Origin of the sequence: Micromonospora auratinigra, from assembly GCF_900089595.1 — a bacterium.
Classification (GTDB): Bacteria; Actinomycetota; Actinomycetes; order Mycobacteriales; family Micromonosporaceae; genus Micromonospora; species Micromonospora auratinigra.
This window is the reverse complement of record NZ_LT594323.1, coordinates 4584987-4609978: the sequence shown is the minus strand read 5'-3', so window position 1 is coordinate 4609978 and position 24992 is coordinate 4584987. Positions and strand designations below refer to the sequence as shown.

General features: G+C 72.7%; 23 protein-coding genes and 1 tRNA gene. 15 read left to right on the top strand and 9 right to left on the bottom strand.

The features are described 5' to 3' along the window. Window positions 1-26: 26 nt before the first annotated feature. The 4 genes from GA0070611_RS20665 (at window position 27) to GA0070611_RS20650 (ending at window position 7269) form a co-directional block, all read left to right on the top strand. The gene (locus tag GA0070611_RS20665; RefSeq protein WP_091673201.1) at window positions 27-992 is read left to right on the top strand and encodes an EamA family transporter; all 966 of its coding nucleotides are present in this window, start codon (window positions 27-29) and stop codon (window positions 990-992) included. Between the two features lie 44 nt (window positions 993-1036). Next, complete coding sequence (locus tag GA0070611_RS20660) at window positions 1037-1726, top strand: HAD family hydrolase (RefSeq protein ID WP_091666840.1); 690 nt, start codon at window positions 1037-1039, stop codon at window positions 1724-1726. 89 nt (window positions 1727-1815) lie between these two features. Next, window positions 1816-3489, top strand: coding sequence for a S8 family serine peptidase (locus GA0070611_RS20655; RefSeq protein ID WP_167604451.1), 1674 nt, complete (start codon window positions 1816-1818; stop codon window positions 3487-3489). Between the two features lie 237 nt (window positions 3490-3726). Further along, on the top strand, window positions 3727-7269 hold the full coding sequence (locus tag GA0070611_RS20650; RefSeq protein WP_091666836.1) for a hypothetical protein: 3543 nt from the start codon (window positions 3727-3729) through the stop codon (window positions 7267-7269). 37 nt (window positions 7270-7306) lie between these two features. On the opposite strand, the gene GA0070611_RS20645 is transcribed toward GA0070611_RS20650, so the two are convergent. Beyond that, a complete protein-coding gene (locus tag GA0070611_RS20645; RefSeq protein WP_091666833.1) occupies window positions 7307-7954 on the bottom strand; it encodes an IclR family transcriptional regulator in 648 nt (215 codons plus the stop codon). Window positions 7955-8017: 63 nt separating this feature from the next. On the opposite strand from GA0070611_RS20645, the gene cysS reads away from it, so the two are divergent. Further along, window positions 8018-9433, top strand: coding sequence for a cysteine--tRNA ligase (cysS, locus tag GA0070611_RS20640; protein ID WP_091666831.1), 1416 nt, complete (start codon window positions 8018-8020; stop codon window positions 9431-9433). After that, window positions 9433-10551: a 23S rRNA (guanosine(2251)-2'-O)-methyltransferase RlmB gene (gene rlmB / locus GA0070611_RS20635; protein ID WP_091666829.1), complete on the top strand. Its 1119-nt coding sequence runs from the start codon at window positions 9433-9435 to the stop codon at window positions 10549-10551. The genes cysS and rlmB overlap by 1 nt, the downstream gene beginning before the upstream one ends. Window positions 10552-10611: 60 nt before the next feature. Here rlmB and GA0070611_RS20630 read toward each other — a convergent pair whose 3' ends face one another. Then, the gene (locus GA0070611_RS20630; RefSeq protein WP_091666826.1) at window positions 10612-11703 is read right to left on the bottom strand and encodes an ABC transporter ATP-binding protein; all 1092 of its coding nucleotides are present in this window, start codon (window positions 11701-11703) and stop codon (window positions 10612-10614) included. A gap of 364 nt (window positions 11704-12067) precedes the next feature. Here GA0070611_RS20630 and GA0070611_RS20625 point away from each other — a divergent pair. After that, window positions 12068-12144: transfer RNA gene (locus GA0070611_RS20625), tRNA-Thr, on the top strand. 16 nt (window positions 12145-12160) lie between these two features. On the opposite strand, the gene GA0070611_RS20620 is transcribed toward GA0070611_RS20625, so the two are convergent. From GA0070611_RS20620 to GA0070611_RS20610, 3 genes are all read right to left on the bottom strand, one after another. Next, window positions 12161-13045, bottom strand: coding sequence for a class I SAM-dependent methyltransferase (locus tag GA0070611_RS20620; protein ID WP_157740360.1), 885 nt, complete (start codon window positions 13043-13045; stop codon window positions 12161-12163). A gap of 76 nt (window positions 13046-13121) precedes the next feature. Beyond that, window positions 13122-13646, bottom strand: a complete 525-nt coding sequence (locus tag GA0070611_RS20615) for a hypothetical protein (protein WP_091666822.1) — start codon at window positions 13644-13646, stop codon at window positions 13122-13124. Between the two features lie 122 nt (window positions 13647-13768). Continuing rightward, window positions 13769-14233, bottom strand: coding sequence for a carboxymuconolactone decarboxylase family protein (locus GA0070611_RS20610; protein WP_197675758.1), 465 nt, complete (start codon window positions 14231-14233; stop codon window positions 13769-13771). A gap of 121 nt (window positions 14234-14354) precedes the next feature. On the opposite strand from GA0070611_RS20610, the gene GA0070611_RS20605 reads away from it, so the two are divergent. The 4 genes from GA0070611_RS20605 to GA0070611_RS20590 all read left to right on the top strand — a co-directional run bounded on the left by GA0070611_RS20605 (window position 14355) and on the right by GA0070611_RS20590 (window position 16745). Further along, window positions 14355-15212: a sigma-70 family RNA polymerase sigma factor gene (locus tag GA0070611_RS20605; protein ID WP_091666820.1), complete on the top strand. Its 858-nt coding sequence runs from the start codon at window positions 14355-14357 to the stop codon at window positions 15210-15212. Then, a complete protein-coding gene (locus GA0070611_RS20600) occupies window positions 15209-15613 on the top strand; it encodes a helix-turn-helix domain-containing protein (RefSeq protein ID WP_197675757.1) in 405 nt (134 codons plus the stop codon). Before GA0070611_RS20605 ends, GA0070611_RS20600 begins: the two co-directional genes overlap by 4 nt. 35 nt (window positions 15614-15648) lie before the next feature. Next, window positions 15649-16065 (top strand): VOC family protein, encoded by a 417-nt coding sequence (locus tag GA0070611_RS20595; protein ID WP_091666818.1) that lies wholly within the window; start codon window positions 15649-15651, stop codon window positions 16063-16065. 65 nt (window positions 16066-16130) lie between these two features. After that, window positions 16131-16745 carry a histidine phosphatase family protein gene (locus GA0070611_RS20590; protein WP_091666815.1) on the top strand — a complete coding sequence of 205 codons (615 nt, stop codon included), beginning with the start codon at window positions 16131-16133 and terminating at the stop codon, window positions 16743-16745. A 102-nt stretch (window positions 16746-16847) separates the two neighbouring features. On the opposite strand, the gene GA0070611_RS20585 is transcribed toward GA0070611_RS20590, so the two are convergent. After that, the gene (locus GA0070611_RS20585) at window positions 16848-17507 is read right to left on the bottom strand and encodes a type 1 glutamine amidotransferase domain-containing protein (protein ID WP_197675756.1); all 660 of its coding nucleotides are present in this window, start codon (window positions 17505-17507) and stop codon (window positions 16848-16850) included. A gap of 72 nt (window positions 17508-17579) precedes the next feature. Between GA0070611_RS20585 and GA0070611_RS20580 the strand changes: the two genes are divergently transcribed. Next, entirely contained in the window at window positions 17580-18464 is an 885-nt protein-coding gene (locus GA0070611_RS20580) for a LysR family transcriptional regulator (RefSeq protein WP_091666810.1), read from the top strand. 34 nt (window positions 18465-18498) lie between these two features. Here GA0070611_RS20580 and GA0070611_RS20575 read toward each other — a convergent pair whose 3' ends face one another. Continuing rightward, window positions 18499-18951, bottom strand: coding sequence for a protealysin inhibitor emfourin (locus GA0070611_RS20575; RefSeq protein ID WP_157740359.1), 453 nt, complete (start codon window positions 18949-18951; stop codon window positions 18499-18501). 175 nt (window positions 18952-19126) lie between these two features. On the opposite strand from GA0070611_RS20575, the gene GA0070611_RS20570 reads away from it, so the two are divergent. The 3 genes from GA0070611_RS20570 (at window position 19127) to GA0070611_RS20560 (ending at window position 23068) form a co-directional block, all read left to right on the top strand. Beyond that, window positions 19127-21517 (top strand): M4 family metallopeptidase, encoded by a 2391-nt coding sequence (locus GA0070611_RS20570; protein ID WP_091666806.1) that lies wholly within the window; start codon window positions 19127-19129, stop codon window positions 21515-21517. Between the two features lie 132 nt (window positions 21518-21649). After that, entirely contained in the window at window positions 21650-22417 is a 768-nt protein-coding gene (locus GA0070611_RS20565; protein ID WP_091666803.1) for an enoyl-CoA hydratase/isomerase family protein, read from the top strand. A gap of 63 nt (window positions 22418-22480) precedes the next feature. Next, window positions 22481-23068 carry a hypothetical protein gene (locus tag GA0070611_RS20560; protein ID WP_091666800.1) on the top strand — a complete coding sequence of 196 codons (588 nt, stop codon included), beginning with the start codon at window positions 22481-22483 and terminating at the stop codon, window positions 23066-23068. A 69-nt stretch (window positions 23069-23137) separates the two neighbouring features. Here GA0070611_RS20560 and GA0070611_RS20555 read toward each other — a convergent pair whose 3' ends face one another. Then, entirely contained in the window at window positions 23138-23581 is a 444-nt protein-coding gene (locus GA0070611_RS20555; RefSeq protein WP_091666797.1) for an HNH endonuclease, read from the bottom strand. Between the two features lie 220 nt (window positions 23582-23801). Continuing rightward, a complete protein-coding gene (locus tag GA0070611_RS20550; protein WP_091666794.1) occupies window positions 23802-24944 on the bottom strand; it encodes a hypothetical protein in 1143 nt (380 codons plus the stop codon). Between the last annotated feature and the right edge of the window lie 48 nt (window positions 24945-24992).

The window sequence follows — 24992 nt, the reverse complement described above, 5'->3', positions numbered from 1 at the left end:
CGGGTCGCCCGATCGAGGAGTTGTCGATGCGTGAACGGCCCGGTCTCGGCCTCGGCCTCGCCCTGCTCTCCGCGCTCACCTTCGCCACCTCGGGCACCTTCGCCCGCCCGTTGATCACCGGCCAGTGGTCCGCCGAGGCGGTGGTCCTGGTCCGGGTCGGTGTCGCCGCCCTGATCCTGGCCGTACCCGCCCTGCTGGCCCTGCGCGGCCGGTGGCCCGTGCTGCGCCGCAACGCCGGCACGGTCGTCGTGTTCGGCCTGCTCGGTGTGGCGCTGGCCCAGGCCTGCTTCTTCAACGCCGTCCGCTACCTGCCGGTCGGCGTCGCGCTGCTGCTGGAGTACCTCGGCATCGTCCTGGTGGTCGGCTGGATGTGGGCGGTGCACGGCCAGCGGCCCCGGCTGCTCACCGTGGTCGGCTCACTGGCCGCCCTCGGTGGCCTGGTCCTGGTGCTGGACCTGACCGGGGCGGCCCGGCTGGACCCGGTCGGCGTGCTCTGGGGCCTCGGCGCGGGGATCGGGTTGGCCGGCTACTTCGTCATCGCCGGCCGGGTCGACGCCGCGTTGCCGTCCGTGGTGCTGGCCAGCGGCGGGATGGCGGTCGGCGCGCTGGTGCTGCTCCTGCTCGGCGTCGTCGGGCTGCTCCCGCTGCGGGCCGGCACCGCCGACGTCAGCTTCGCCGGGCACGCCGTGAGCTGGCTGCTGCCGGTCGCCGGCCTGTCGCTGATCGCGGCGGTGGTCGCGTACCTGACCGGGGTCGCCGGGGCCCGGCTGCTCGGGGCCCGGCTGTCGTCCTTCGTCGGGCTGACCGAGGTGATGTTCGCGGTGCTGATCGCCTGGCTGGTGCTGGACGAGCTGCCCACCGGCATCCAGCTGCTCGGTGGCGCGCTGATCGTCGCCGGGGTGGCCCTGGTCCGGCTGGACGAGCTGCGCGGCTCGCCGGCCGACGTCACCCCGACCGCCCCGGACGAGCCGGCCCTCGCCGCCGAGCGCTGAGCGCGGGACCACCCGTGCGCGGTACGGGTGGCAGGCTGGGCCGCATGCACAGCGCTGTCGTCTTCGACGCCGACGAGACCCTGGTCGACCTGCGCCCGGCGGTCACCGGCGCGCTGGTGGCCGTACTCGACGAGATGCGGCGCCGGACCCCGGCGGCGGCCGGGGTGTCGCTCGCGGACCTGGAGGCGGACTGGGGTGCGGTCTTCGGCGCGCTGGCCGCGGCGCCGGTGCAGGAGATCCGTCGCGCCGCGCTGGCCCGGTCGCTGGCGCGGGCCGGGCTCGGCGACCACCTGGACGAGCTGGCGCGGCTCTTCTTCGCCCGGCGGTACGCGTTGAGCCGGCCGTTCCCGGACGCGCTGCCCGCCCTCGCCGCGCTGCGGCCGCAGCACCTGCTCGGCTTCGCCACCAACGGCAACAGCCGGGCGGAACGCTGCGGCCTGGCTGGCCAGTTCGCCTTCGAGTTGTACGCGCACGAGGACGGCCTGCCCAAGAAGCCCGACCCGGGGTTCTTCGCCCGGGTGGTCACGGCGACCGGCCTGCCGGCCGGGCGGATCGTGCACGTGGGTGACTCCCCGCAGCACGACGTGCTGGCGGCGCAGCGGGCCGGGCTGCGGGCGGTCTGGCTGAACCGGGCCGGGCTGCCCCGGCCGGCCGGCCTGACCCCGGACGCCGAGGTCGCCTCGCTGGCCGAACTGCCCGCGGCGCTGGCCCGACTGACGCCGACGAATGCCTGATAGGGGTCCATTACGGACGACCGTCTAGCGAAACCCGCTCCCGTGTTGTGGGATGACTGCCACGTCCCTCAACGAGAGGATCTGATGTGGTGAGCAAGCGCTTCACCGTCGGCGCGGTCGCGGCAGCGGCCACGCTGGCACTCACGGTGACCGGACTGGGCGTCCCGGCGACCGCCGCGCCGACCAGCAACCGGACCTTCACCGTGCTCGCCGAGGACGGCGTCTCCGCAGAGGCCGCGATCGCCGCGATCACCGCGGCGGGCGGCAGCGTCGTCTCCCGTACCGAAGAGGTGGGCCTCTTCCAGGTCACCAGCGACCGCGCGGACTTCGCCAGCCGGGCGAACGCCTCCGGCGCTCTGCTCGGCGCGGCCGAGCAGCGGGCCATCGGCCGCCAGCCGAAGCTGGACCCGGTCGAGCAGGAACACCTGACCGCCGCCGCCCGGACCAAGGGCGTGGCCAAGGGGCACGCCAAGAAGATGGACCCGCTCGACGACAAGCTCTGGGGCCTGGAGATGATCCGCGCCGACCGGGCCCGCAAGATCGAGCCGGGCGACCGCCGGGTCACCGTCGGCGTCCTGGACACCGGCGTCGACGCCAGCAACCCCGACCTCGCGCCGAACTTCAACTGGGCGCTGTCGCGCAACTTCGCCCCCGACCTCACCGACGTCGACGGGCCGTGCGAGGTGGCCAGCTGCCTCGACCCGGTGGGCACCGACGACGGCGGCCACGGCACCCACGTGGCCGGCACCATCGGCGCCGCCGCCAACGGCTTCGGCCTCTCCGGCGTGGCCCCGAAGGTCTCGCTGGTCGAGCTGAAGGGTGGCCAGGACAGCGGCTACTTCTTCCTCAACCCGGTGGTCAGCTCCCTGGTCTACGCGGCCGACGCGGGCCTGGACGTGGTCAACATGTCCTTCTACGTCGACCCGTGGCTCTACAACTGCACCGCCAACCCGGCCGACTCGCCGGAGGCGCAGGCCGAGCAGCGGACCATCATCGAGAGCATGAAGCGGGCGCTGAACTACGCCCACCGCAAGGGCGTCACCCTGGTCGGGGCGCTCGGCAACAACCACGAGGACCTGGGCGCGCCGCGCACCGACGTGTCCAGCCCGGACTACGGCACCGACCCGTACCCGCGCCCGATCGACAACAACAGCTGCTGGGACCTGCCGACCGAGGGCCCGCACGTGATCGGCGTGTCGTCGGTCGGCCCGTCCGGCAAGAAGGCGGACTACTCGAACTACGGCACCGAGCAGATCTCGGTGGCCGCCCCGGGTGGCTGGTTCCGCGACGGCTTCGGCACCGACTCGTACCGCACCGACGCCAACATGATCCTCTCGTCGTACCCGAAGAAGGTGCTGCAGGAGGAGGGCTCGGTCGACGCGAACGGCGACATCGTCCCCGGCTTCGAGGAGTCGGTCTTCAAGCAGTGCACCGCCAAGGGTGAGTGTGGCTACTACACCTACCTCCAGGGCACCTCGATGGCGTCCCCGCACGCCGCCGGTGTCGCCGCGCTGATCGTCAGCCGGTTCGGCAAGAAGGAGGGCCGCGACGGCTTCGGCATGTCGCCGGACCTGGTCGAGAAGCAGCTGTACCGGACGGCGGCGGAGCACGCCTGCCCGGAGCCGCGGCTGCAGAGCTACGCGAACGAGGGCCGGCCGGCCGAGTTCGACGCGTACTGCGCCGGCTCGCTGGAGTTCAACGGCTTCTACGGGTACGGCGTCGTCGACGCGTACGCGGCCGTGAAGACCCCGCTGAAGCGGTAACGGCATCGCACGCAGGGGCCCGGGTGACGCGAGTCGCCCGGGCCCTTCGCCGTCCACCCCCTGCGAACAGTAATCAGGAGTGCGCGCCGCCCGAATTGGCAACCTTTGGTATTTATGCAGCTCAGGGAGCATGTGCAGGCCGATCGTCCCTGTTCCTCGTGACGCAAAAGGGCTCCAATGGACACGATGAGTAATTCCCGGTAGGCGGATGTCGGAATCCGCCGGGGAGGAGCGATCATGTCCGAGGAGACCCTCCACGGGGTGAGCATCCCGAAGCAGGTCGACGCCGGGCCCGCACTGGGCCCGACCGATCCACCTGACTACTTCGGATTCACCCCCAACTACGCCAACAGCCCACTGCCGGTGGTGGTCGGCGGCAAGGTGCAGCCGCTCACCGGCATCCGCAAGTTCTACGACTCGCTGCCCGGGGTCGGCCCGGCCAACGCGAACGACCTGGGCAACTACCTGCCCGTGGCGGTGCCGGACACCATCACCTACCCCGGTTCCGACTACTACGAGATCGGCATCCAGCAGTACTTCCAGAAGTTGCACAACGACCTGCCGCCCAACAAGCTGCGCGGCTACAAGCAGCTCAACAACGGCACCGACGGCAGCGGGCACAACACCGTCGTCCCGCCGGCCCGGCCGTACTTCGGCGGTCCGTTGATCTTCGCGAAGCGGGACCGCCCGATCCGGATCAAGCTGGTGAACCAGCTCGCCACCGGCACCGCCGGCAACCTGTTCCTGCCGGTCGACATCACCATCTGCGGCGCGGGGACCGGACCGCTGAGCCCCACCGAGCTGTACACCCAGAACCGGGTGGTGCTGCACATGCACGGCTCGGAGACGCAGTGGATCAGCGACGGCACCCCGTTGCAGTGGTTCACCCCGGCCGGGCAGGTCACCTCGTACCCGCGTGGGGCCAGCTTCACGAACGTGCCGGACATGCCCGATCCCGGTCCCGGCGCGGTCACCCTCTACTTCCCGATGCAGCAGAGCGCCCGGATGATGTGGTTCCACGACCACACCGAGGGGATCACCCACCTCAACCCGTACGCCGGGCAGATCGGCATGCTCCTGCTCCAGGACCCGGTGGAGCGCCAGCTCGTCACCGACGGGGTCATCCCGGCGCAGGAGATCCCACTGCTGATCCAGGACAAGACCTTCGTGCCGGACGCCGCCCAGCTCGCCCGGCAGGACCCCACCTGGGACACGGTGAACTGGGGTGGCAAGGGCAGTCTCTGGATGCCGCACGTCTACATGCCGAACCAGAACCCGTACAACGAGACCGGGGCGAACCCGATGGGTCGCTGGGACTACGGCCCCTGGTTCTGGCCGCCCTTCACCGGCATCGAGCAGGGGCCGGTGCCCAACCCCTACTACGACCCGGTCACCCGGCCCTGGGAGCCGCCGGTGCAGCCGGGCACCCCGCTGCCGACCATCACCCCCGAGGCGTTCATGGACACCCCGCTGATCAACGGGTGCGCCTATCCCACCCTCCAGGTCCAGCCGAAGGCGTACCGGTTCCGGATCCTCAACGCCTGCAACGACCGGGCCCTGAACCTCCAGCTCTACCACGCCGCCTCCAACCGCACCATGTGGAAGCCGGACGGCACCTTGAACGACGGCGCGGCCGGCGAGGTGCCGATGGTGGAGGCCTGCCCGAACCCGAGCTTCCCGCCGACCTGGCCGACCGACGGCCGGGAGGGCGGGGTGCCCGACCCCGACGCCGTCGGCCCCGACTGGATCCAGATCGGCAACGAGGGCGGCCTGCTCCCGGGCGTCGCGGTGATCCCGCCGCAGCCCATCAACTACGAGTACGACCGGCGCTCGATCACGGTCCTCAACGTCTCCGACCACTCGCTGCTGATCGGCCCGGCCGAGCGGGCCGACGTGATCGTGGACTTCTCCACCGTCGCGCCCGGGACCACCCTCATCCTCTACAACGACTGCCCCGCGCCGATGCCGGCCTTCGACACCCGGTACGACTACTACACCGGTGACCCGGACCAGACCGACGCCGGCGGCGCGCCGACCACCCTGCCCGGCTACGGCCCGAACACCCGCACCCTGATGCAGATCAAGGTGGTCGGCACCCCGGCCGCGCGGTTCGACCTGGCGCGGTTGCAGACCCGGCTGCCGCAGGCGTACGGGCAGAGCCAGCCGAAGCCGATCGTGCCGGAGGAGGCGTACAACACCGCGTTCGGCACCAACTTCCCGAACACCTACGTGCCGATCCAGGACACCACCATCACGTTCGTGCCGATGGACACCACCACGCCGATCACCCTGGACCTGCAACCCAAGTCGATCATCGAGGAGTTCGACCCGGTGTACGGCCGGATGCTGCCGAACCTGGGGGTGGAGCTGCCCAAGACCAGCGCCTTCATCCAGACCGCCATCCCGCTGCCGTACATCAACCCGCCCACCGAGATCCTGCACATGTCCGACCCGGCCACCCCGGTCGGCTCACCGGGTGACGGCACCCAGCTCTGGAAGATCACCCACAACGGGGTGGACACCCACTTCGTGCACTTCCACTACTTCAACGTGCAGCTGGTCAACCGGGTCGGCTGGGACGGGATGTACAAGCCGCCGGACCTGAACGAGCTGGGGTGGAAGGAGACGGTGCGGATGAACCCGCTGGAGGACGTCATCGTCGCCATGCGACCGCACCTGCCGGCGAACCCGCCGTTCAAGGTGGGCAACAGCGTGCGGATGCTGGACCCCACCCAGCCGCCCGGCAGCTCGATGGGGTTCGCCCAGGTCGACCCGCAGACCGGTGACCCGGCCGTGGTCGTGAACGTGCCCTACGACTTCGGCTGGGAGTACGTGTGGCACTGCCACATGGTCGACCACGAGGACTTCGACATGATGCGGCCGGTGGTGATCCGGGTGGCCCCGGACGCCCCCACCGGGCTGAGCGCCACCGCGGCGCCCGGCTCCACGACGGTGAAGCCGGCCATCGTGCTCAACTGGACCAACCCGCCGGGGCTGCCGGCGGCCACCCAGGTCGTCGTGCAGCGGGCCACCAACTCGACGTTCACCGCCGGCCTGACCACGTTCACGCTGGCCGCCTCGGCGACCAGCTACACCGACTCCACCGTGGTGCCCGGGGTCACCTACTACTACCGGGTGCGCCGGGAGAACACCGCCGCCTACTCGGCCTGGTCCAACACGGCGTCGGCGGTGGTCCTCGTCGCCGGCCCGACCAACCTGGTCGCCACCCAGCCCACCGGCACCCCGGTCCGGGTCGCCCTGACCTGGACCAACCAGTCCTTCTCCACCAGCGTCGAGTTGCAACGGGCGACCAACTCGACCTTCACCGCCGGGCTGACCACGTTCACCCTGGCCGCCGACGCGACCAGCTACACCGACTCCACCGTGGTGGCCGGCACCGCCTACTACTACCGGGTGCGGACCGTCTACCTCGGGGCCGGCTCGCCGTGGTCGGACACGGCATCGATCACGGTGGTGGGGCCACCGGCCACACCGACCAACCTCGCCGGCACCGCCGTCGCGGTCAGCGGCGGCACCGCCACCGTGAACCTCACCTGGCAGGAGAGCGCCGCCAGCGTGGTCACCAGCTTCACCCTCCAGCGGGCGACCGACGTGGCCTTCACCGCCAACCTGGCCACCGTCACGCTGGCCGGCACCGACCGGGCCTACAGCGACACCGGCCGGGCCCGCTCGACCACGTACTACTACCGGATCCAGGCCGTCAACTCGTACGGCACGTCGACGTTCAGCAGCATCATCGCCGTCACCACCCCGGCCTGAGCAGTGGTGGGGCGGGGCCCCGGCCCCGTCCCACCCGTCAGGAGAGCGCGTCGGCGATCGCCGTGGCGGCGGCCGTCACCTGCGGACCGACCACGTCCACGGCCAACGGGGTCAACGACACCACCCCGACGCTCGCCTCCAGGCCGGCCACCCCGAGCACCGGGGCGGCCACCCCGTACGCCCCGGACTGGAGTTCGCCGCTGGTGCTCACCGGGCCGTCGACGCCGGCCCGGCCGGCCAGGATGGCCCGACCCGCCGCGCCCCGCTCCAGCGGGTGCCGGGACCCGGTCCGGTACGCCACGTGGAACGCCGTCCAGCTCGGCTCCACCACCGCCAGGGCGACGCCCTCCCCGCCCTCCACCACGGTCAGGTGGGCCGTCGCGCCGGCCTGCTCGGCCAGCCGGCGCAGCGCCGGCAGAGCCCCCTCGGCGAGCAGCGGCTGGGCCCGCCGGGCCAGGTGCAGCACGCCGACCCCGAGCCGCAGCCGGCCCGCGCCGTCGCGGCGCAGCAGGCCGTGTCCGGCCAGCGCCCCGACCAGCCGGTAGACCGCCGCCCGGCCGATGTTCAGCCGGTTCGCCGCCTCGGTGACGGTCAGCCCGCCGGGCGCGTCCGCGACCAGGTGCAACAGGCGCAGCCCCCGGTCCAGGGTCTGGGCCGTCTCGGGTGCGCGCGCCGCCGGGTCCACACCACGCAGCGTACGGCCCGGCTCCGGCCAACCTCGAAATGCGCGGACGGCTACCCTTGTACGGTGACGCTACGCCTGTATGACACCGCCACCCGATCGGTGCGGGACTTCGTCCCGCGGGAAGCCGGCAAGGTGGGGGTCTACCTGTGTGGTCTCACCCTCCAGGCCCCGCCGCACATCGGTCACCTTCGCTCCGGCGTCAACTACGACGTGCTGCGTCGCTGGCTGACCGCGTCCGGTTTCGAGGTCACCTTCATCCGCAACCTGACCGACATCGACGACAAGATCCTGGTCAAGGCGACGGAGCAGGGTCGGCCGTTCTGGTCGATCGCGTACGCCAACGAGCAGATCCTGGCGCAGTCCTACCGGGCGCTGAACGTGCTGCCGCCGACGTACGAGCCGCGCGCCACCGGGCACGTCCCGGAGATGCACCAGCTCATCGCGCGGTTGATCGAGACCGGGCACGCCTACCCGGCGACCGACGGATCCGGCGACGTCTACTTCGACGTGGCCTCCTGGCCGGCGTACGGGTCGCTCTCCGGCCAGTCCCCGGCCGACATGCAGTCCGCCGGGGACGCCCCCGACCGGGGCAAGCGCGACCCGCGCGACTTCGCGCTCTGGAAGGGCGCCAAACCGGACGAGCCGGCGGACGCCTACTGGCCGTCGCCGTGGGGCCGCGGGCGACCCGGCTGGCACATCGAGTGCTCGGCCATGTGCTGGCGCTACCTGGGCGCGGAGTTCGACATCCACGGCGGCGGGCTCGACCTGACCTTCCCGCACCACGAGAACGAGCTCGCCCAGTCGCAGGCGGCCGACCTGCCGTTCGCCCGCTACTGGGTGCACCACGGCCTGCTCGGCATCGGCGGCACCAAGATGGGCAAGTCGCTGGGGAACACCCTCGACCTCGACTACGTGGCCTCCCTCGGGGTGCGTCCGGTCGAGCTGCGCTACTACTACGCCGCCGCGCACTACCGCTCCCGGATCGACTACTCCGAGGACGCGCTGCGCGAGGCCGCCGTCGCCTACCGGCGTATCGAGGGCTTCGTCCAGCGGGCCGCCGAGCGGGTCGGCGCGGGGCAGCCCGGTGAGCTGCCGGGCGGCTTCGTCGCGGCGATGGACGACGACCTCAACACCTCGGCCGCCCTCGCAGTGCTGCACGAGGTGGTCCGGGACGGCAACACCGCGCTGACCGCGGGCGAGGATGTGACCGTCCGCACGACCCTGGCCGCGACCCGGGCCATGCTGGATATCCTCGGCGTCGACCCCCTGGACCCGGCCTGGACCGGTGGTGGCCACGAGGACGACCTGCGCGGCGTGGTGGACTCGCTGATCGTGCTCGCCCTCGAACAGCGCGCCCAGGCCCGCAGCCGCAAGGACTGGGCCGCCGCCGACGCCGTACGCGACCAGCTCAAGCAGGCCGGTGTGGCGGTCGAGGACACCCCCCAGGGACCCCGTTGGACGATCGGAAAGCAGGACTGATGGCCGGCAACTCGCAGCGCCGTGGCCGACGGCTGACGCCGAAGGCGGGCGCCCCGAAGGGCTCCGGCGGCAAGAACAAGGATTCCCTCGCCGGTCGCGGGAAGACCCTGCCGGCCGACGAGCGTCCCTGGCACAAGGCTTACTCGGGCACCGAGAAGCTGCCCCAGCGCACCGCCTGGAAGCAGGACAAGGAGCGCCGCGCGGCGGCCGAGGAGGGGCGCGCCCCCAAGATCGGCCAGCCGGGCACCAAGGACACCACCTGGGGCAAGGGCAGCCGCGCCGGGGCGCCGTTCAAGGGCGGCAAGGGCAAGGCCCCCGCCGGCCGTGGCGGACCCCGGGTCGCCCCCGGCCGCCGGTCGAACCCGGTCAAGGACAGCCCCGAGCTGCTGGTCGGGCGGAACCCGGTGCTGGAGTCGCTGCGCGCCGCGGTGCCGGCGACCGCCCTCTACACCGCGCAGGGCATCGAGGTCGACGACCGGGTCAAGGAGATCGTCCGGACGGCCGCCGACCGGGGCATCGCCATCCTGGAGGTCAGCCGGGCCGAGCTGGACCGGATGACCGGCGGGGTGCTGCACCAGGGCGTCGGCCTCCAGGTGCCGCCGTTCGCGTACGAGCCGTTCGAGGATTTGGTGGCGGCCTCGCTGGAGCAGGCCGCCCCGCTGCTGGTCGCGCTGGACGGCGTCACCGACCCGCGCAACCTCGGCGCGGTGATCCGCTCCGCCGCCGCGTTCGGCGCGCAGGGCATCTTCGTACCGGAGCGGCGGGCCGCCGGGATCACCGCGACCGCCTGGCGGACCAGCGCCGGCGCGGCCGCGCGGGTGCCGGTCGCCCAGGTCACCAACCTGACCCGGGCGCTCAAGGCGTGCAAGGAGGCCGGCTTCATCGTGGTCGGCCTCGATGCCGACGGCGACACCGACCTGTACGACCTCGAAGCGGCGGTCGGCCCGGTGGTCGTGGTCGTCGGCTCCGAGGGGCGCGGGCTGTCCCGGCTGGTCGGCGAGACCTGCGACCTGACCGTGAGCATCCCGATGGTCTCCGACGTCGAGTCGCTCAACGCCAGCGTCGCCGCCGCGGTCACCCTCGCCGAGATCTCCCGCCGGCGCGCCGTCGAGGCGTAGTCACCCGAGCACACGAGAAGGGGCGGTCCGCCACGGCGGACCGCCCCTTCTTCGCGTACGTCAGATCCGGGTGCCGGTGCCGGCGTGGAACACGTGGCTCTGGCCGGTACGCGGCTTGACGAACACGGTGTCGCCCATGTTCGGCATGGTGCGCCGGTCGGTGCGGACCACGAAGCGCTCGTTGTGGCCCTCCAGCGCGGCGTGACCGTAGACGTTGGCGTCCGAGCCCAGGTCCTCGACCAGCTCGACCACGACCGGCATGCCGCCCTCGTTCGGGCTGACCAGGTCGCAGTCCTCCGGACGGAAGCCGACGGTCACCTTGCCGTCGCCGCCCTCGGCGCGGGCCGCGGCGACCTGCTCCCGGCTGAGCGGGATGTGCAGCTCGGCGAAGGCGGCGCCCTGCTCGGTCAGCGGCACGGTCTTGATGTTCATGGCGGGGGAGCCGATGAAGCCCGCGACGAAGACGTTGGCCGGGGTGTCGTAGAGCGCCCGCGGGGTGTCCACCTGCTGGAGCACACCGTCGAGCATGACCGCGACCCGGTGACCCATGGTCATGGCCTCGACCTGGTCGTGGGTGACGTAGACGGTGGTGATGCCGAGCTTCGCCTGCAGCGACGCGATCTGCGTACGGGTCTGCACCCGCAGCTTGGCGTCGAGGTTCGACAGCGGCTCGTCCATCAGGAAGACCTGCGGCTCACGCACGATCGCGCGACCCATCGCGACCCGCTGGCGCTGACCACCGGAGAGCGCCTTCGGCTTGCGGTTGAGGAACTCCTCCAGCTGGAGCAGCCCGGCCGCCTCCTTGACCCGCCGGTCGATCTCCGACTTCGAGGTCTTGCGCAGCTTGAGGGCGAACGCCATGTTCTCGTACACCGTCATGTGCGGGTAGAGGGCGTAGTTCTGGAAGACCATCGCGATGTCGCGGGCCTTCGGCGGCAGGTGGGTGACGTCGCGGTCGTCGATGTAGATCGCGCCGTCGTCGACGTCCTCCAGGCCGGCGAGCATCCGCAGGCTGGTGGACTTGCCGCAACCCGACGGGCCGACGAGGACGAGGAACTCGCCGTCGCCGATCTCCAGGTTGAGCTGGTTGACGGCGGGGCGCTCGGTGCCCGGGTAGATCCGGGACGCCTTCGCGTAGGTGACCGTAGCCATGGTGGAGCGCTTCCTTTCACCGGCAGGAACGTGCCGGACGATCCGAGTGAAGGAGCGACCGGCACCTACGGTGCCGGCCCACGGGTGCGGCACCCGGGCAGCCGAGGCCAGCCGGAGTGTCGTCCGTGTCACTGCACGGTAAACGGGTTTTCCGATCGTGCCAAGACGAGGCGCACGGGATGGGACAGACCGCATACACATTCCGGTCACACGGGCACGGCGGGGCATCAAACCCCTAGACGTACGACTGTCTGCGGCAACGATCCGTCGGTCGGCCGGCGGGAAATTGACGTTTTCCGTGCTGGGGAGCCCTGCCGAGCGGGATTTTCGGACGTCAGTCGCTATGCTGACGTCGGCACCACGCGCCCCTGTAGCTCAGCTGGCCAGAGCACTCGCCTTGTAAGCGAGATGTCGCCGGTTCGATCCCGGCCGGGGGCTCCAATTCCACCCGGTTTTCTCAGCGGTTCCGGTACGGACGCCGGGCGCGGAGGAACGCCGTGGCCGCGGTGCGCCGCGTCGGCGTACCAGCCGTGGTCAAGCCGGTCAGGTACGAGTCGAGGCGCTCGCGTTCCGCCTCGGTCAGGGCGGCGGCGATCGCTTCGCCGTACGTGGGGACCAACGGGTTGGGTGCCGAGCGCTTGAGCGTCTCCCAGTCCCCGATCGGGTCGGCGGGTACGTCGACCCGGGCGCGGTAGTCCAGCTCCACCGCCTCGAAGCCGGCGGTCACCGCCCAGTCGACGAGGTCACGTTCGTCGAAGTCCGTCATCGGTCGGGTGGCTGCCGCGGTGGTGCTCCGGTAGACCTCGCAGACCTTGGCGATCAGGTCGTCCACGGGTGAGTTGCCGATGCCGAACAGGTCGTCGGGCCGGAGCTGCTCGGCGAAGCGGTTGACGGGCTCGAACAGGGAGATCCGCCCGCCCGGCCGCAGGACCCGGAAGAACTCTGCGAAGGCGGCGGCCTTGCGATCGGAGTAGATGAGCACCGACCGGGTGGTCACGACGTCGACGGTGGCGTCGGCGATGCCGGTGAGATCGTCGGCCGACGCGACCACGAAGCTGCACCGCCCGTCGCCACCGGCGGTGCGCCGGCACTCGTCGAGCACGTGCGCCGAGACGTCGCTGAAGATGACCCGGCCGTCCGGGCCGAGTCGCTCCAGCGCGCCGAATCCGATCAAGCCGGTCCCGCAGCCCACGTCGAGGACGACGTCGTCGGCCGCCAGGTCGGCGCCGGCGAGGACCCCGTCACGGAACTCCGCCAGCTGCGTCGCGTGGCGGGCGCGCAGGTCCGCGCTGTCGCCGTCCCGGCGGGTCAGCAGCCACTGTGCCCACTTGTCCGTCGTCACCGGGCCCATCGTAGGCCCGCCGCACGGATGTACGTCCTCATCGACGGCGACCAGGGTGGACTCCGGTCGGTGGCGGTCAGTCGAGCGGGAGCCGCCGCGCGAGGTCACGGACCTCGTCGCGCCACTGCTCCCACGACGCGGTCCGGCCCGCCTCGGTCTGGTAGGGCGCCACGTGCCCGTCGGCGTGCCGCAGCCGCCAGCGTTCGGGGTGGGCGAGCAGTTCCTCGGCGTCGGGCGCGGTCAGGGTGTCGCCGTCGACGAGGCGGTCGCACCAGTCGGCGGGGGCGATGTCCCACTGCGCGGGGTGGTCCGGAAGGTACAGGCCCAGCCAGCCCGCCCGGTGCCAGCGCGCCAGGACCGCCGCGCAGCTGCCCGCCGGCCACGGTCCGTGTCGCACGGGTGGCCGCACCAGGTCCACGGAGCCGTTCGGGACCTCGTACAGCGGTGTCTCCTCCACCGTGGCGATCTCCAGCTGAACGAGGAAGTCGGCGAGGGGGTCGGCCGGGGTGGCGAGCGGGAAGTCGCCCTGCAGCACGCGGTCCAGCTCCTCCGGCCTCAGCTCGATCTGGGCCCGGCGGAGGCGTTCCCGTCGGTCCGACATGGCCGCCACTCTAGGGGCGCGTTGCTCGGGCCGTCCTCGGCATTACCGATGGAGCGGGCGGCCGGGCTCAGCGGCGACACCACAGCCGGGTCCCGGGGCGTGCCCGGGACCCGGCGACCGGGTCAGCCCCAGTTCTGTGGGGCCTGCTGCCGGGTGGCCGCGTTGATCCGGTTGAAGAAGTTGGTGGTGGCGATCCAGAGCACCAGCGCGGCCAGTTCCTGCTCGCCGAAGTGCCGGGCCGCCTCGGCCCAGACGGCGTCCGGCACCGGGTCGCTCCGGTCGGCCAGCCGGGTGGCCGACTCGGCGAGGTCGAGCGCGGCCCGCTCGGCCTCGGTGAAGTACGGGGTCTCCCGCCAGGCGGCGACCGCGAAGAGCCGCTCCTCGGTCTCGCCGTGCTTGCGGGCGTCCCGGGCCCCGGAGTCCACGCAGGCGCTGCACCCGTTGATCTGGCTGGCCCGCAGGTGGACCAGTTCCAGGGTGCCGCCGGGTACGCCGGCCGAGTGGGCGGCCTTGTAGAGCAGGTTGATCGCCTTCACGGCGTCCGGGAGCAGGTACGCCGGGTTCTGGATCCGAGCTTCGATCGCCATGGTGTCCGTCCTGTCGTTGCTAGGCTGGCCGGCGTCCGTCCCGCCGTCCGTCATCGGTATGTCGGGGTGCGGGCGACGGGCGTGACAGATGTGACGGCGGTCACTGAAGGGTGGCGAGGTCGTGGCGGACGCCGGCCTGTTGGCCCAGCGCTTCGAGGAGCAGCGGCCCCGGCTGCGGGCGGTGGCGCAGCGGATGCTCGGCTCGACGGCCGAGGCGGACGACGCCGTGCAGGACACCTGGCTGCGGCTGAGCCGCGCCGACGTCGACGGGATCGGCAACCTGCCGGGCTGGCTGACCACCACGGTCGGGCGGGTCTGCCTGGACCGGCTGCGGTCCGCCGGCGCCCGGCACGAGGAGAGCACCGACGCGGTCGGGGCGGAGCCGGCCGGCGGGCGGGACCCGGAGCAGGAGGCGCTGCTCGCCGAGACGGTCGGTCAGGCGCTGGAGGTCGTGCTCACCACCCTGGGGCCCACCGAACGGCTGGTCTTCGTGCTGCACGACATGTTCGCCGTCTCCTTCGAGGAGATCGCCCCGGTGGTCGACCGCAGCGCCCCCGCGGTGCGGCAGATCGCCGGCCGGGCCCGTCGCCGGGTGCAGGCCCGGTCGGCCGATCCGGTGACCGATCCGGCCCGCCAGCGCCGGGTGGTCGAGGCGTTCCTGGCCGCCTCCCGGGAGGGGCACTTCGACGCGCTGGTCGCCCTGCTCGACCCGCACGTGGTGCTGCGCGAGGACGCCACCGCCGTGCGGATGGGCGGGACCGCCGAGGTACGCGGCTCGGCCGCCGTCGCCGGCTTCTTCAACGGCCGGGCCCAGGCGGCGGTGCCCGCGTACGTGGACGGGGCGGCCGGCGCGGTGGTGGTGCTGGACGGCCGGATCCGGCTGGCGCTGAGCTTCACCGTCACCGACCGGATCATCGGCATCGAGGCGGTGGCCGATGCGGACCAGCTCGCCGCGCTCGACCTGGTGGTCGGCGGGTGAGCCGGGCCGTCGAGGAGTCCAACCGGGCGATGCTGCGGGCCCGGGACGCGATGGACCGGGCGTACGCGCAGCCGCTGGACATTCCCGCACTGGCCCGGATCGCGCACGTCTCCGAGGCGCACTTCATCCGGACCTTCCGGGCCACCTTCGGCGAGACGCCGCACCGCTACCTGCAACGGCGTCGGGTCGAGCGGGCCATGTCGATGCTGCTGGAGACGACCGAGGACGTGACCGCGATCTGCTACGCCGTCGGGTTCGGCAGCCTCGGCACGTTCAGCCGGACGTTCCGGGAGATCGTCGGCGAGTCGCCCAGCGACTTCCGGCGGCGCCGGTCGGCCGGCGCGGCGCAGGTGCCGAGCTGCTTCGCCAAGTCCTGGACCAGACCCAGCAGTTTTGGATAAGCAGCAGGTCGGGGGCGACCCGTAGCGTCGTCGGCATGACGATGAACGCGATTTCCCGCTCCCAGATCTACGTGCTCGACCAGGACGAGGCGCTCGACTTCTACGTCGGCAAGCTCGGCCTGGAGGTGGCCGCCGACCAGGATCTCGGCTTCATGCGCTGGCTGACGGTCCGGGTCCCCGGCGACCAGGTGCACGAGATCCTGCTGGAGGTGCCGGGCCCGCCGGCGCTGGACCCGGCGACCGCCGGGCAGGTGCGGGAGCTGCTGACCAAGGGGGCGATGGGCGGCTGGCTCTGCCTCACCACCGACGACGCCCGCAAGACGTACGAGGACCTGGCGGCGAAGGGCGTGGACGTCACCGACGAGCCGACCGAGCGGCCGTACGGGATCGACTTCGGCATCCGCGACCCGTTCGGCAACCGGATCCGGATCGGCCAGATGTTCCAGGGCTGAGGGGCGGCGCGGTTCGCCGGACGGGGCTAGGCTCGGCGCTTTCGGCGATCTTGGTGAGGTGTCCGATGGCGAGCCGCCTGCTCTTCCTGGCCCGGCACGGCGAGCAGCACCGCGCGGAGCACGAGTCGCCCGAGGTGGGCCTCTCCGAGCGGGGCCGGCGGCAGGCGACCCTGCTCGGCGAGCGGCTGCGGGACGCGGGCATCCAGGCGGTGCACCACGGGCCGCTGCCCCGGGCCGCCGAGACGGCCGCCCTGGTCGGCGCCGCGCTGCCCGGCGTGCCCGTGCACGTCTCGGACGACATCGGGGACCACCTGCCGCACGACACCGACCCGACCGGCCTGCCCCCGGCGTACGCCGGCCTGCTGGCGGAGTACGACGCGGCCGAGCGGGTCGACGGGCCGCGCCGTACGGCGGCGGCGGTGGCCCGCTTCGCGACCGCGCCCGCCGAGGGGGACGTCCGCGAGCTGGTGGTGACGCACAGCTTCCTGATCGCCTGGCTGGTCCGGCACGCGCTGGACGCCCCGGAGCGGCGCTGGCTCGGCCTGAACCTGCACAACGCCGGCCTCACCGTGATCCGCTACAGCAGCGGCGGCCCGCCGAACCTGATCGCCGTCAACGACACCGCCCACCTCCCACCCGACCTGCGCGCCACCGGCCTCCCGCCCGACTACCGCTTCTGAACCCCCCCTGATGCACGGAAAGAGTGGCTTCCGGGGCCCGGATAACCACTCTTTCCGTGCATCAGCGCGCCCGGGACGTGGGGCGGCGGCGTGGGGCGGGGGTCAGGCGGAGACCAGCTTGACGACGGCCTCGGCCAGGGCGCGGGCGGACTGCGGGTTCTGGCCGGTGACCAGGCGCTCGTCGACGACCACGTGCTCGGTGAAGTTCGGCGCGGGCACGTGCTGGGCGCCGGCCTCGGTGAGCTTGTCGGCGAGCAGGAACGGCACCTGGTCGGTGAGGCCGACCGCCGCCTCCTCGTCGTTGGTGAAGCCGGCCACCCGCTTCCCGGCGACCAGGTACGAGCCGTCCGAGAGCTTCAGGTTCACCAGCGCCGAGGGGCCGTGGCAGACGGCCGCCACCACGCCGCCGCGCTCGTAGACGGTGCGGGCGATGCGGGCCAGGTGCTCGTCGTCCGGAAAGTCCCACATGGTGCCGTGACCGCCGGCGAACACCACGATGTCGTATCCGCTCCCGTCGACGTCGGCGGCCTTCGGGGTGTGCTGCACCCCGGCGGTGGCGAGGAAGTCGTTCTGGGTCTTGTCGTTCTCGTCCCGGCCGTCCGTCGGCGGCTCGCCGCCGGCGACCGAGACGAGGTCCACGTCGTAGCCGGCGGCCCGGAAGACCTCCCACGGCTCCGCGGCCTCGCCCACGTAGTAGCCGGTGGTGCGGCCGGTCTCGCCGAGCTCGCGGTGACTGGTCAGAGCGATGAGTGCACGAGTCATGACACCAACTCTGGCGCGCGGATCCATAGCTGACCAATAGGCGAACAACACAGCGGCGATAGGTTTGCTGATGTGAAGGTGTCGTTGGACCTGCTCCGCAGCTTTCTCGCCGTACACCGGTCCGGGTCGGTCACCGGGGCGGCGGAGCTGCTCGGGCTGGCCCAGCCGACGGTGACCGCGCAGCTGCGCGCACTGGAGGAGGCCGTCGGCCGGCCGCTCTTCGACCGGCTGCCCCGGGGCGTCACCCCGACCGCGGCCGGCGACGAGCTGGCCCGCCGGGTCGCCGACCCGCTGGACCGGCTGGCCGCCGTGCTGGCCGACGACACGGCCACCCCGTACCCCCGGACGGTGTTCCTCGGCGGGCCGGCCGAGTTCCTCGCCGAGCGGCTGCTGCCGGCGCTGGCCGGGCTGGTCGGCGACGGCCTGGAACTGCGGGTCACCGCCGGCCTGCCGGAGCAGCTCCTGGACGACCTGGTCGCCGGGCGGCTGGACGTGGCGGTGACCAGCGTGCGGCCCCGGCGTCGGGGGGTGGCCGTCGAGCCGCTCTACGACGAGGAGTTCGTGCTGGTCGCCGCCCCGGACTGGGCGGACCGGCTGCCCGACCCGGTCACCCCGCAGGCGCTGCGGGACGTGCCCCTGGTCGCGTACGCCGAGGAGGCCCCGATCCTGCGCCGGTACTGGCGGACGGTCTTCGACACCCGGCTCACCCGAACGCCCAGCCTGGTGGTGCCGGACCTGCGGGCGGTCCGGGCGGCGGTGGCGGCGGGCGCCGGGGCGAGCGTGCTGCCGACGTACCTCTGCCGGGACGAGCTGGCCTCCGGCGCGGTGCGGGCGCTGCTCGCGCCCCCGGTGCCCCCGCTCAACACGCTCTTCCTGGCGGTGCGACCCGGGCTGGGCGGGCGGCGCGAGGTGCAGGCGGTCCGGCGGACGCTGCGGGCGGCGGCGGACGGCTGGTGAGGCGGCGGGGTCCCGGGCCCCGCCGGCCCTCGGGTCAGCCGGTGACGCGGTTGAGCAGTTCGACGACCGCACCGGTGGCGGCGGGCGGGGTGGCCTGCGGCGGGCAGTCCACGTAACCGCTGGTCGTCTCGCCCACGGTGAGCCGGTAGGTGAAGGCGTCCGCGCACATCGTGGCGGGCGCGGTGGTGGTCGCCTCGCTCGCCAGGCGCGGGTCGGTGGCGAGCTGCCGCAGCTTGTCCAGGTCGGGGCCGGTGAGCTGGCCGGTACGGGACGCGCCGGAGCGGTCGACCCTGGTCCAGTGGCCGTCGGGCCGCACGGTGACGGTGTCGGCCAGCCCGGCGATGCCACCCGACTTCGTCAGCACCACCTGGACGGCCGACGGGGCGGTGGCGTCGGCGACGGTGGGGGTGTCACCGGCCTGCGCGCACCCGGCGAGGGGGGTGAGGAGCGCGGCGACCGCGAGCGCCGCGACGGGGGTTGCTCTCATGCCGATCGGACGCACGGTGGTGCCGCTCGGTTCCGGTCACCTGTGTCCCCTCGTCCGTTCGGTCAGTGTCTGCGGCAGGAAAGCGTTCGCCCTCTTCCACGTTCTTCGATGTATCGCTATATCTACATCAGTGACTACCCCCGTCACAACTTTTCTCTCCCTGTCAGGAGGGCACGTGAAAAGATCCCTCGCCGCCGCCAGTGCAGCGCTGCTCACCAGCGGCGTGCTGACCTGCGTCACCACCACGGCGTTCGCGGCCACCCCGAGCGCCCCCGCGTCCGAGTCCTCCGCCGCAGCTCGGGCGGACAGTCTGCTCCGCGCCAACCCCGGTGCCGTCCAGGGCACCAGCGGGGAGGCGTACCGGGCCGTCCGTACGAAGGTGGACTCCTCCGGGGCCGCGCACACCCGCTACACCCGGACCTACCACGGCCTGCGGGTCTACGGCGGTGACTTCGTCGTGCACACCGCCCCGAACGGCACCATGGCCGGCACCTCGTCCGGTCTGGCCGCCCCGCTCACCCTGAACACCACCGCCAAGGTGGGCGCGGCCGCCGCCAAGGCGAGCGCACGGAAGACCTTCGCCGGCACGCTCACCTCCGTGGGCGCGCCGGAGCTCTTCGTCGACGCCAGCTCGGGCAAGGGCCGGCTGGCCTGGGAGACCGTCGCCACCGGGTGGAAGGCGGACAAGCAGACGCCGTCGAAGCTGCACGTGATCACCGACGCGAGCACCGGCAAGGTGATCGGCTCGTACGACGAGATCGAGTCGGTGGTCGGCAGCGGTCAGGGGATCTTCACCGGCACGGTCAGCATCGACACCACGCTCTCCGGCAGCACCTACTCGATGGTGGACCCGGTGCACGGCAACGGCCGGACCTGCGACATGAACAACACCACCAGCGGCACCTGCACCACCTTCACCGACGCCGACAACGTGTGGGGCAACGGCAGCAACTCGAACCGGCAGTCGGCCGGCGTCGACGCCCACTTCGGTGCGGCGAAGACGTTCGACTACTACCTGAACGTGCACGGCCGCAACGGCATCTTCGGCAACGGCACCGGCGTGCCGAGCCGGGTGCACTACGGCAGCAACTACGTGAACGCCTTCTGGGACGGCTCCCAGATGACCTACGGCGACGGCTCGGGCAACGCCAACCCGCTGGTCTCGCTCGACGTGGCCGGCCACGAGATGAGCCACGGCGTCACCGAGAACGTGGTTCCCGGCGGCCTGACCTACTCCGGTGAGTCCGGCGGCCTCAATGAGGCCACCAGCGACATCTTCGGCAACATGGTGGAGTTCTACGCCAACGCGCCGAGCGACCCGGGCGACTACCAGGTCGGTGAGAAGATCAACATCAACGGCAACGGTACGCCGCTGCGCTACATGTACAACCCGTCGCTGGACGGCTCGTCCGACTCCTGCTGGACCACCAGCACGAAGAACAAGGACGTGCACTACTCCTCCGGCGTGGCCAACCACTTCTTCTTCAACCTCGCCGAGGGCACCGGCGCCACCTCGTACGGCACCTCGCCGGTCTGCGGCTCGGCCCCGGCCGTGGTCGGCATCGGCCGCGCCAAGGCGGAGAAGATCTGGTTCCGGGCGCTCGACGTGTACTTCACCTCGAACACCTCGTACGTCAACACCACCACCCCGTCGAACACCGCCCGGGCGTACAGCCTCAAGGCGGCGACCGACCTGTACGGCAACTGCTCCACCGAGTACAAGACCGTCCAGGCGGCGTGGACCGCGGTGGCCGTCTCCGGTTCCGACGCGCCCTGCGGGTCGACCGGTAACGACTTCTCCGTCTCGCTCTCGCCGACCTCCGGTTCGGTGACCCAGGGCGGTTCGGTCTCCACCACCGTCGGCACCGCCACCACCAGCGGGACCGCGCAGACCGTGACGTTCTCCGCGTCGGGCCTGCCGAGCGGCGCGACCGCGTCGTTCAACCCGACCTCGGTGACCTCGGGCGCCTCCTCGACGCTGACCATCACCACCTCGGCCAGCACCCCGGCCGGCACGTACTCGGTGACGGTCACCGGCACGGCCGCCTCGGGCGCGAAGTCGTCGACCTACACGCTGACCGTGAACGGCACCGGCGGCGGCTGCACCGGCGCGGGCCAGAAGCTGGGCAACCCCGGCTTCGAGTCCGGTAACACCGTCTGGTCCTCGACCTCCGGCGTGATCGGCCAGTACGGCGGCTCCGGCCAGCCGACGCACGGCGGCACCTGGAACGCCTGGCTCGACGGCTACGGCACCACCCACACCGACACCCTGTCGCAGACGGTGACCCTGCCGGCCGGCTGCACCACCTACACCTTCAGCTTCTGGCTGCACATCGACTCGGCCGAGACCACCACGAGCGTGCAGTACGACAAGCTGACCGTGCAGGCCGGCGCCACCACCCTGGCCACCTACTCCAACCTGAACAAGGCCAGCGGCTACACCCTGAAGTCGTTCAGCCTCAGCGGCTTCGCCGGGCAGACCGTCACCCTGAAGTTCACCGGCACCGAGGACGTCTCGCTCCAGACGTCCTTCGTCATCGACGACACCGCGGTCAACGTCTCCTGACGTAGCCGCCCGAACCCGGGGCCCGGCGGCCACCCCACGCGGGTGGTCGCCGGGCCCCGCCCGTTATGGTCGGCCGGACCGAGGGCGTGTTTCACAGGAACTGGTCGGCCCGCGACGGGCCCAGGGGGCGACATGTCGGACGCGGAACTCACCGTCACGGTGACCGGACCGGTGGCGACCGTGGTGATCCGGAACCCGGCCCGGCGCAACGCGATGACCGCCGCCATGTGGCGGCAGCTCCCGGTGCTGCTGGACGGGCTGGAGGCCGACCCGGCCGTCCGGGCGTTGGTGCTGACCGGTGCCGACGGGACGTTCTGTGCCGGCGCGGACCTGGGCGACCTGGACGAGCTGCTGGAGGCCGGGGACGGCAGCATCGCGGTGGCCGCCGAGGAGCGGCTGGCCCGGTTCGGCAAGCCGACCGTGGCCGCGATCCAGGGGGCCTGCGTCGGTGGTGGGTGTCAGCTCGCCGTCGCCTGCGACCTGCGGCTGGCCGCCGAGGACGCCCGGTTCGGCGTACCGCCGGCCCGGCTGGGGCTGGTCTATCCCGCGCCCACCACCCACCGGCTGGCCCGGCTGGTCGGTCCTTCCGCCGCCAAGCACCTGCTCTTCACCGGCGAGCTGGTGGACGCCGCGCGGGCGCTGCGGATCGGCCTGGTCGACGAGCTGCTGCCGGCCGACGGGCTGGCCGCCCGGGTGGACGCCCTCACCGCCACCGTCGCGGAACGCTCCCGGCTCACCGTGGCGGCGGCGAAGGAGATCATCGACGGGCGGGCCGACGACGAGCGGGTCGCCTGGTGGCACGGGCAGGTCCGGGCCAGCGGTGAGGCCCGGGAGGGGGTGGCGGCGGCCAACGAGCGCCGGCCGCCGCGCTTCGGCTGGACGCCGCCGGCCAGCCGCTGACCGCGGTGTGCCCTGTCGCCGCCCGGGGTACGTCGAAGCCCTCGACGACCGACGGGGGTCACGATGGACGGTGCCGAGCCGAGCCGGAACCACCGCCGACGCGCCCTGCGTCGGCTGCTGACGGCCGTCGCCGCGTTCGCCGTGCTCTCCCTCCTGGTCGGGCTGTTGGCGAGGTACGGAATCCCCCGCTCGTTCCGACGGCCCGGCGAACCGCCCGCCGCGGTCGCCACGGCCGGAGCCGTGCTGGCGGTACTCGGCCTGGTGGTCGAGGTGGCCGCCCTGGTCCGGGCGGTGCGCAGCGGCAGTTACCGGGCCGCCCGGCAGTCGGCGGCCGCGCTGCCCGTAGCGCGCCGCCGCGAGCTGCTCAGGGCGGTCCGGCGCGGCGAGGTGCCGGCCGACGCCGACCTGCCCACGCTGCGCGCGGTCGCCGACCACCTGGTCCGGCAGCGCTGGATCGTGCCGATGCTCGGTGGTCTGGTGACGATGCACCTCGGGCAGGCGCTGCTCCAGTTCTCCCCGGCCCTCTGGGCGCTCTTCGTGTTGACCGGTGGCCTGTGCGCCCTCGCCTGCGGGCAGCTGCTGCGGGACGCCCGCCGGGGCGCGGCGTTCCTGCGGGCGTACCCACCCGGTGAGGTCGCCCCGGTCGACTGAGCCGGGGGCCGGCGGGCGCCGCGCCGGGGGCGTGCCCCGACGCGGCCCCCTGTGCCCGCCGGCCGGTCGTCACCGCCCGGCCAGTGCGGCCCAGCCCGGCGTCACCGGCTCGCGGCGCAGCGGCATGCCCGCCTCGCCCGGGGTCCGGTCGCCCTTGCGCTGGTTGCAGGCGTAGCAGGCGGCGGTCGTGTTCTTCCAGGTGTTCCGGCCGCCGCGCGAGCGGGGCAGGATGTGGTCGACGGTGCTCGCCGGGGCGTCGCAGTACGCGCAGCGCCGGCCGTCGCGGCGCAGCACCCCGGCCCGGGACCAGGCCGGGCCGGCGTTGAACCGCCAGCGGGTGACCACGTAGCGGACCAGGCGGACCACCCGTGGCATCGGGAACACCCCGATCAGCTGGTCCGGCTCCGCCTCGTGGATCTCGGCGACCCGCCGGCAGAGCATCCGGATCGCGTGCTGGACGGTGACCCGGTGCAGCGGGCCGAGGTCGGCGTTGATGACGAGGACGGCGTCCACCGGGCTCTCCCTTCCGAAGACGGTGGTGGTCGGGACAGCGAAAAGCCGCCCGGTCGGTGGCGACGGGGCGGCTGCGAGGACTGACGCGGGACGCGTCAGCCGGGCCACCCGGTGCCGGGGTGTTCCGCTCGGCAACCGCCGTTGAGCAGCCAGAACGACACGAGGGTGGCGTACGGCTGCGACATCGACTGCTCCCGGAGCGGTGGTTGACCTTGCGCGCTCACGGTAGATCCGCGCCGGAGAGGCGGGCAACGTATTTCGATCCGCCGTCGGAGGGCGGGCGCTGCCGGCGGGCCCGCCCGGCGGCCCGGGCGGCGGCCAACGGGCGGTCGATCCGGGCGGCCATCTGCACGGTCAGCTCGCTCTCCAGCAGTGGCCGGTTGATGTCGGCGGCCACCGACAGCGCCGGTCCGGAGACCGATCGCCAGATCGCGGTCAACCCGGCTCCCAGGCCGACCAGCGCCACCGCGGCGCGGGTGGCGGGGGAGCCGGCCGCCGCCGCGGCGCTCACCCCGACCACCGCCAGCAGCACCACCAGCAGGGGCGCGAGCACCGGCCAGAAGACGCCCCGGGCGGCCTGCACCACCAGCTTCCGGTCCCGGATGATCACGTTGCGGGCGACCACCGCCCAGTTCTCCTCGTCCAGCAGGTCTCTGGGGTGCAGCCCGCCGGTAAGCACCCCCCGCCACAGGTCGCCCTGGTTGCGCAGCTCGCGGGCCAGCTCGGGCAGCCCGGCCTCGCCCGGGTCGCCGACGGTGGCCCGGGTGACGGCCGCCGCCCAGGCGGCCAGCGAGCGGCGCACCACGGCCGCCGAGTACGGGGGCAGCACGCTGGCCAGCTCGTCCAGCCACCGGCTGATCTCCAGGTGCCGCCCGCCGAAGCGCCGGATGAGGTGCTCGCCCTCGCCGTGGCGGACCGTGTCGGCGAGTGATCGGCCGAGCCGGTACGCCAGCCCGACCCGCTGGTTGGTGGCGGTCGCCCAGCGCAGCACGTCCAGGTTCAGCTCGTTCAGGGCGAGCAGCAGCGGCTCCCGGTCCACGGTGGCCCGCGCGGCGGCGGTGGACGGCACCGGCCGTACCGGCCCGGTCAGCGCGGTGATCTGGGTCAGCGCCACCTCGACCGCGTCCAGGTTCATCCGCAGCCGGTGCCGGGCGGGCATCGCGGTGAGGTTCGACAGCTTCGCCGGGGCGGCCGGGTGGCCGGTCGGCTCGTCGGTCAGGTCGGCGGTCTGCGCGTGCTGGTAGGCGTCGGCCAGCCACCAGCCGAGCCGCAGGGCGGTGACGATGCCGGCCCGCTCGTCCCGGAGCAGCCCGTCCGCGTCGTCGTGTTCCGCCCCCGGCTCGCGGCGTCCGATGCCGGTCATCCATCGAGGATAGAGGGGCGAATCGCCGGAGATGTGGTGGTTCACTTT

Bases quoted from the DNA above. Each gene is read 5' to 3' on its own strand.
- GA0070611_RS20665 (WP_091673201.1), top strand. From the start codon at position 27: ATGCGTGAACGGCCCGGTCTCGGCCTCGGCCTCGCCCTGCTCTCCGCG.
- GA0070611_RS20660 (WP_091666840.1), top strand. From the start codon at position 1,037: ATGCACAGCGCTGTCGTCTTCGACGCCGACGAGACCCTGGTCGACCTG.
- GA0070611_RS20650 (WP_091666836.1), top strand. From the start codon at position 3,727: ATGTCCGAGGAGACCCTCCACGGGGTGAGCATCCCGAAGCAGGTCGAC.
- rlmB (WP_091666829.1), top strand. From the start codon at position 9,433: ATGGCCGGCAACTCGCAGCGCCGTGGCCGACGGCTGACGCCGAAGGCG.
- GA0070611_RS20630 (WP_091666826.1), bottom strand. From the start codon at position 11,703: ATGGCTACGGTCACCTACGCGAAGGCGTCCCGGATCTACCCGGGCACC.
- GA0070611_RS20615 (WP_091666822.1), bottom strand. From the start codon at position 13,646: ATGTCGGACCGACGGGAACGCCTCCGCCGGGCCCAGATCGAGCTGAGG.
- GA0070611_RS20610 (WP_197675758.1), bottom strand. From the start codon at position 14,233: ATGGCGATCGAAGCTCGGATCCAGAACCCGGCGTACCTGCTCCCGGAC.
- GA0070611_RS20595 (WP_091666818.1), top strand. From the start codon at position 15,649: ATGACGATGAACGCGATTTCCCGCTCCCAGATCTACGTGCTCGACCAG.
- GA0070611_RS20590 (WP_091666815.1), top strand. From the start codon at position 16,131: ATGGCGAGCCGCCTGCTCTTCCTGGCCCGGCACGGCGAGCAGCACCGC.
- GA0070611_RS20585 (WP_197675756.1), bottom strand. From the start codon at position 17,507: ATGACTCGTGCACTCATCGCTCTGACCAGTCACCGCGAGCTCGGCGAG.
- GA0070611_RS20575 (WP_157740359.1), bottom strand. From the start codon at position 18,951: ATGAGAGCAACCCCCGTCGCGGCGCTCGCGGTCGCCGCGCTCCTCACC.
- GA0070611_RS20565 (WP_091666803.1), top strand. From the start codon at position 21,650: ATGTCGGACGCGGAACTCACCGTCACGGTGACCGGACCGGTGGCGACC.
- GA0070611_RS20560 (WP_091666800.1), top strand. From the start codon at position 22,481: ATGGACGGTGCCGAGCCGAGCCGGAACCACCGCCGACGCGCCCTGCGT.
- GA0070611_RS20550 (WP_091666794.1), bottom strand. From the start codon at position 24,944: ATGACCGGCATCGGACGCCGCGAGCCGGGGGCGGAACACGACGACGCG.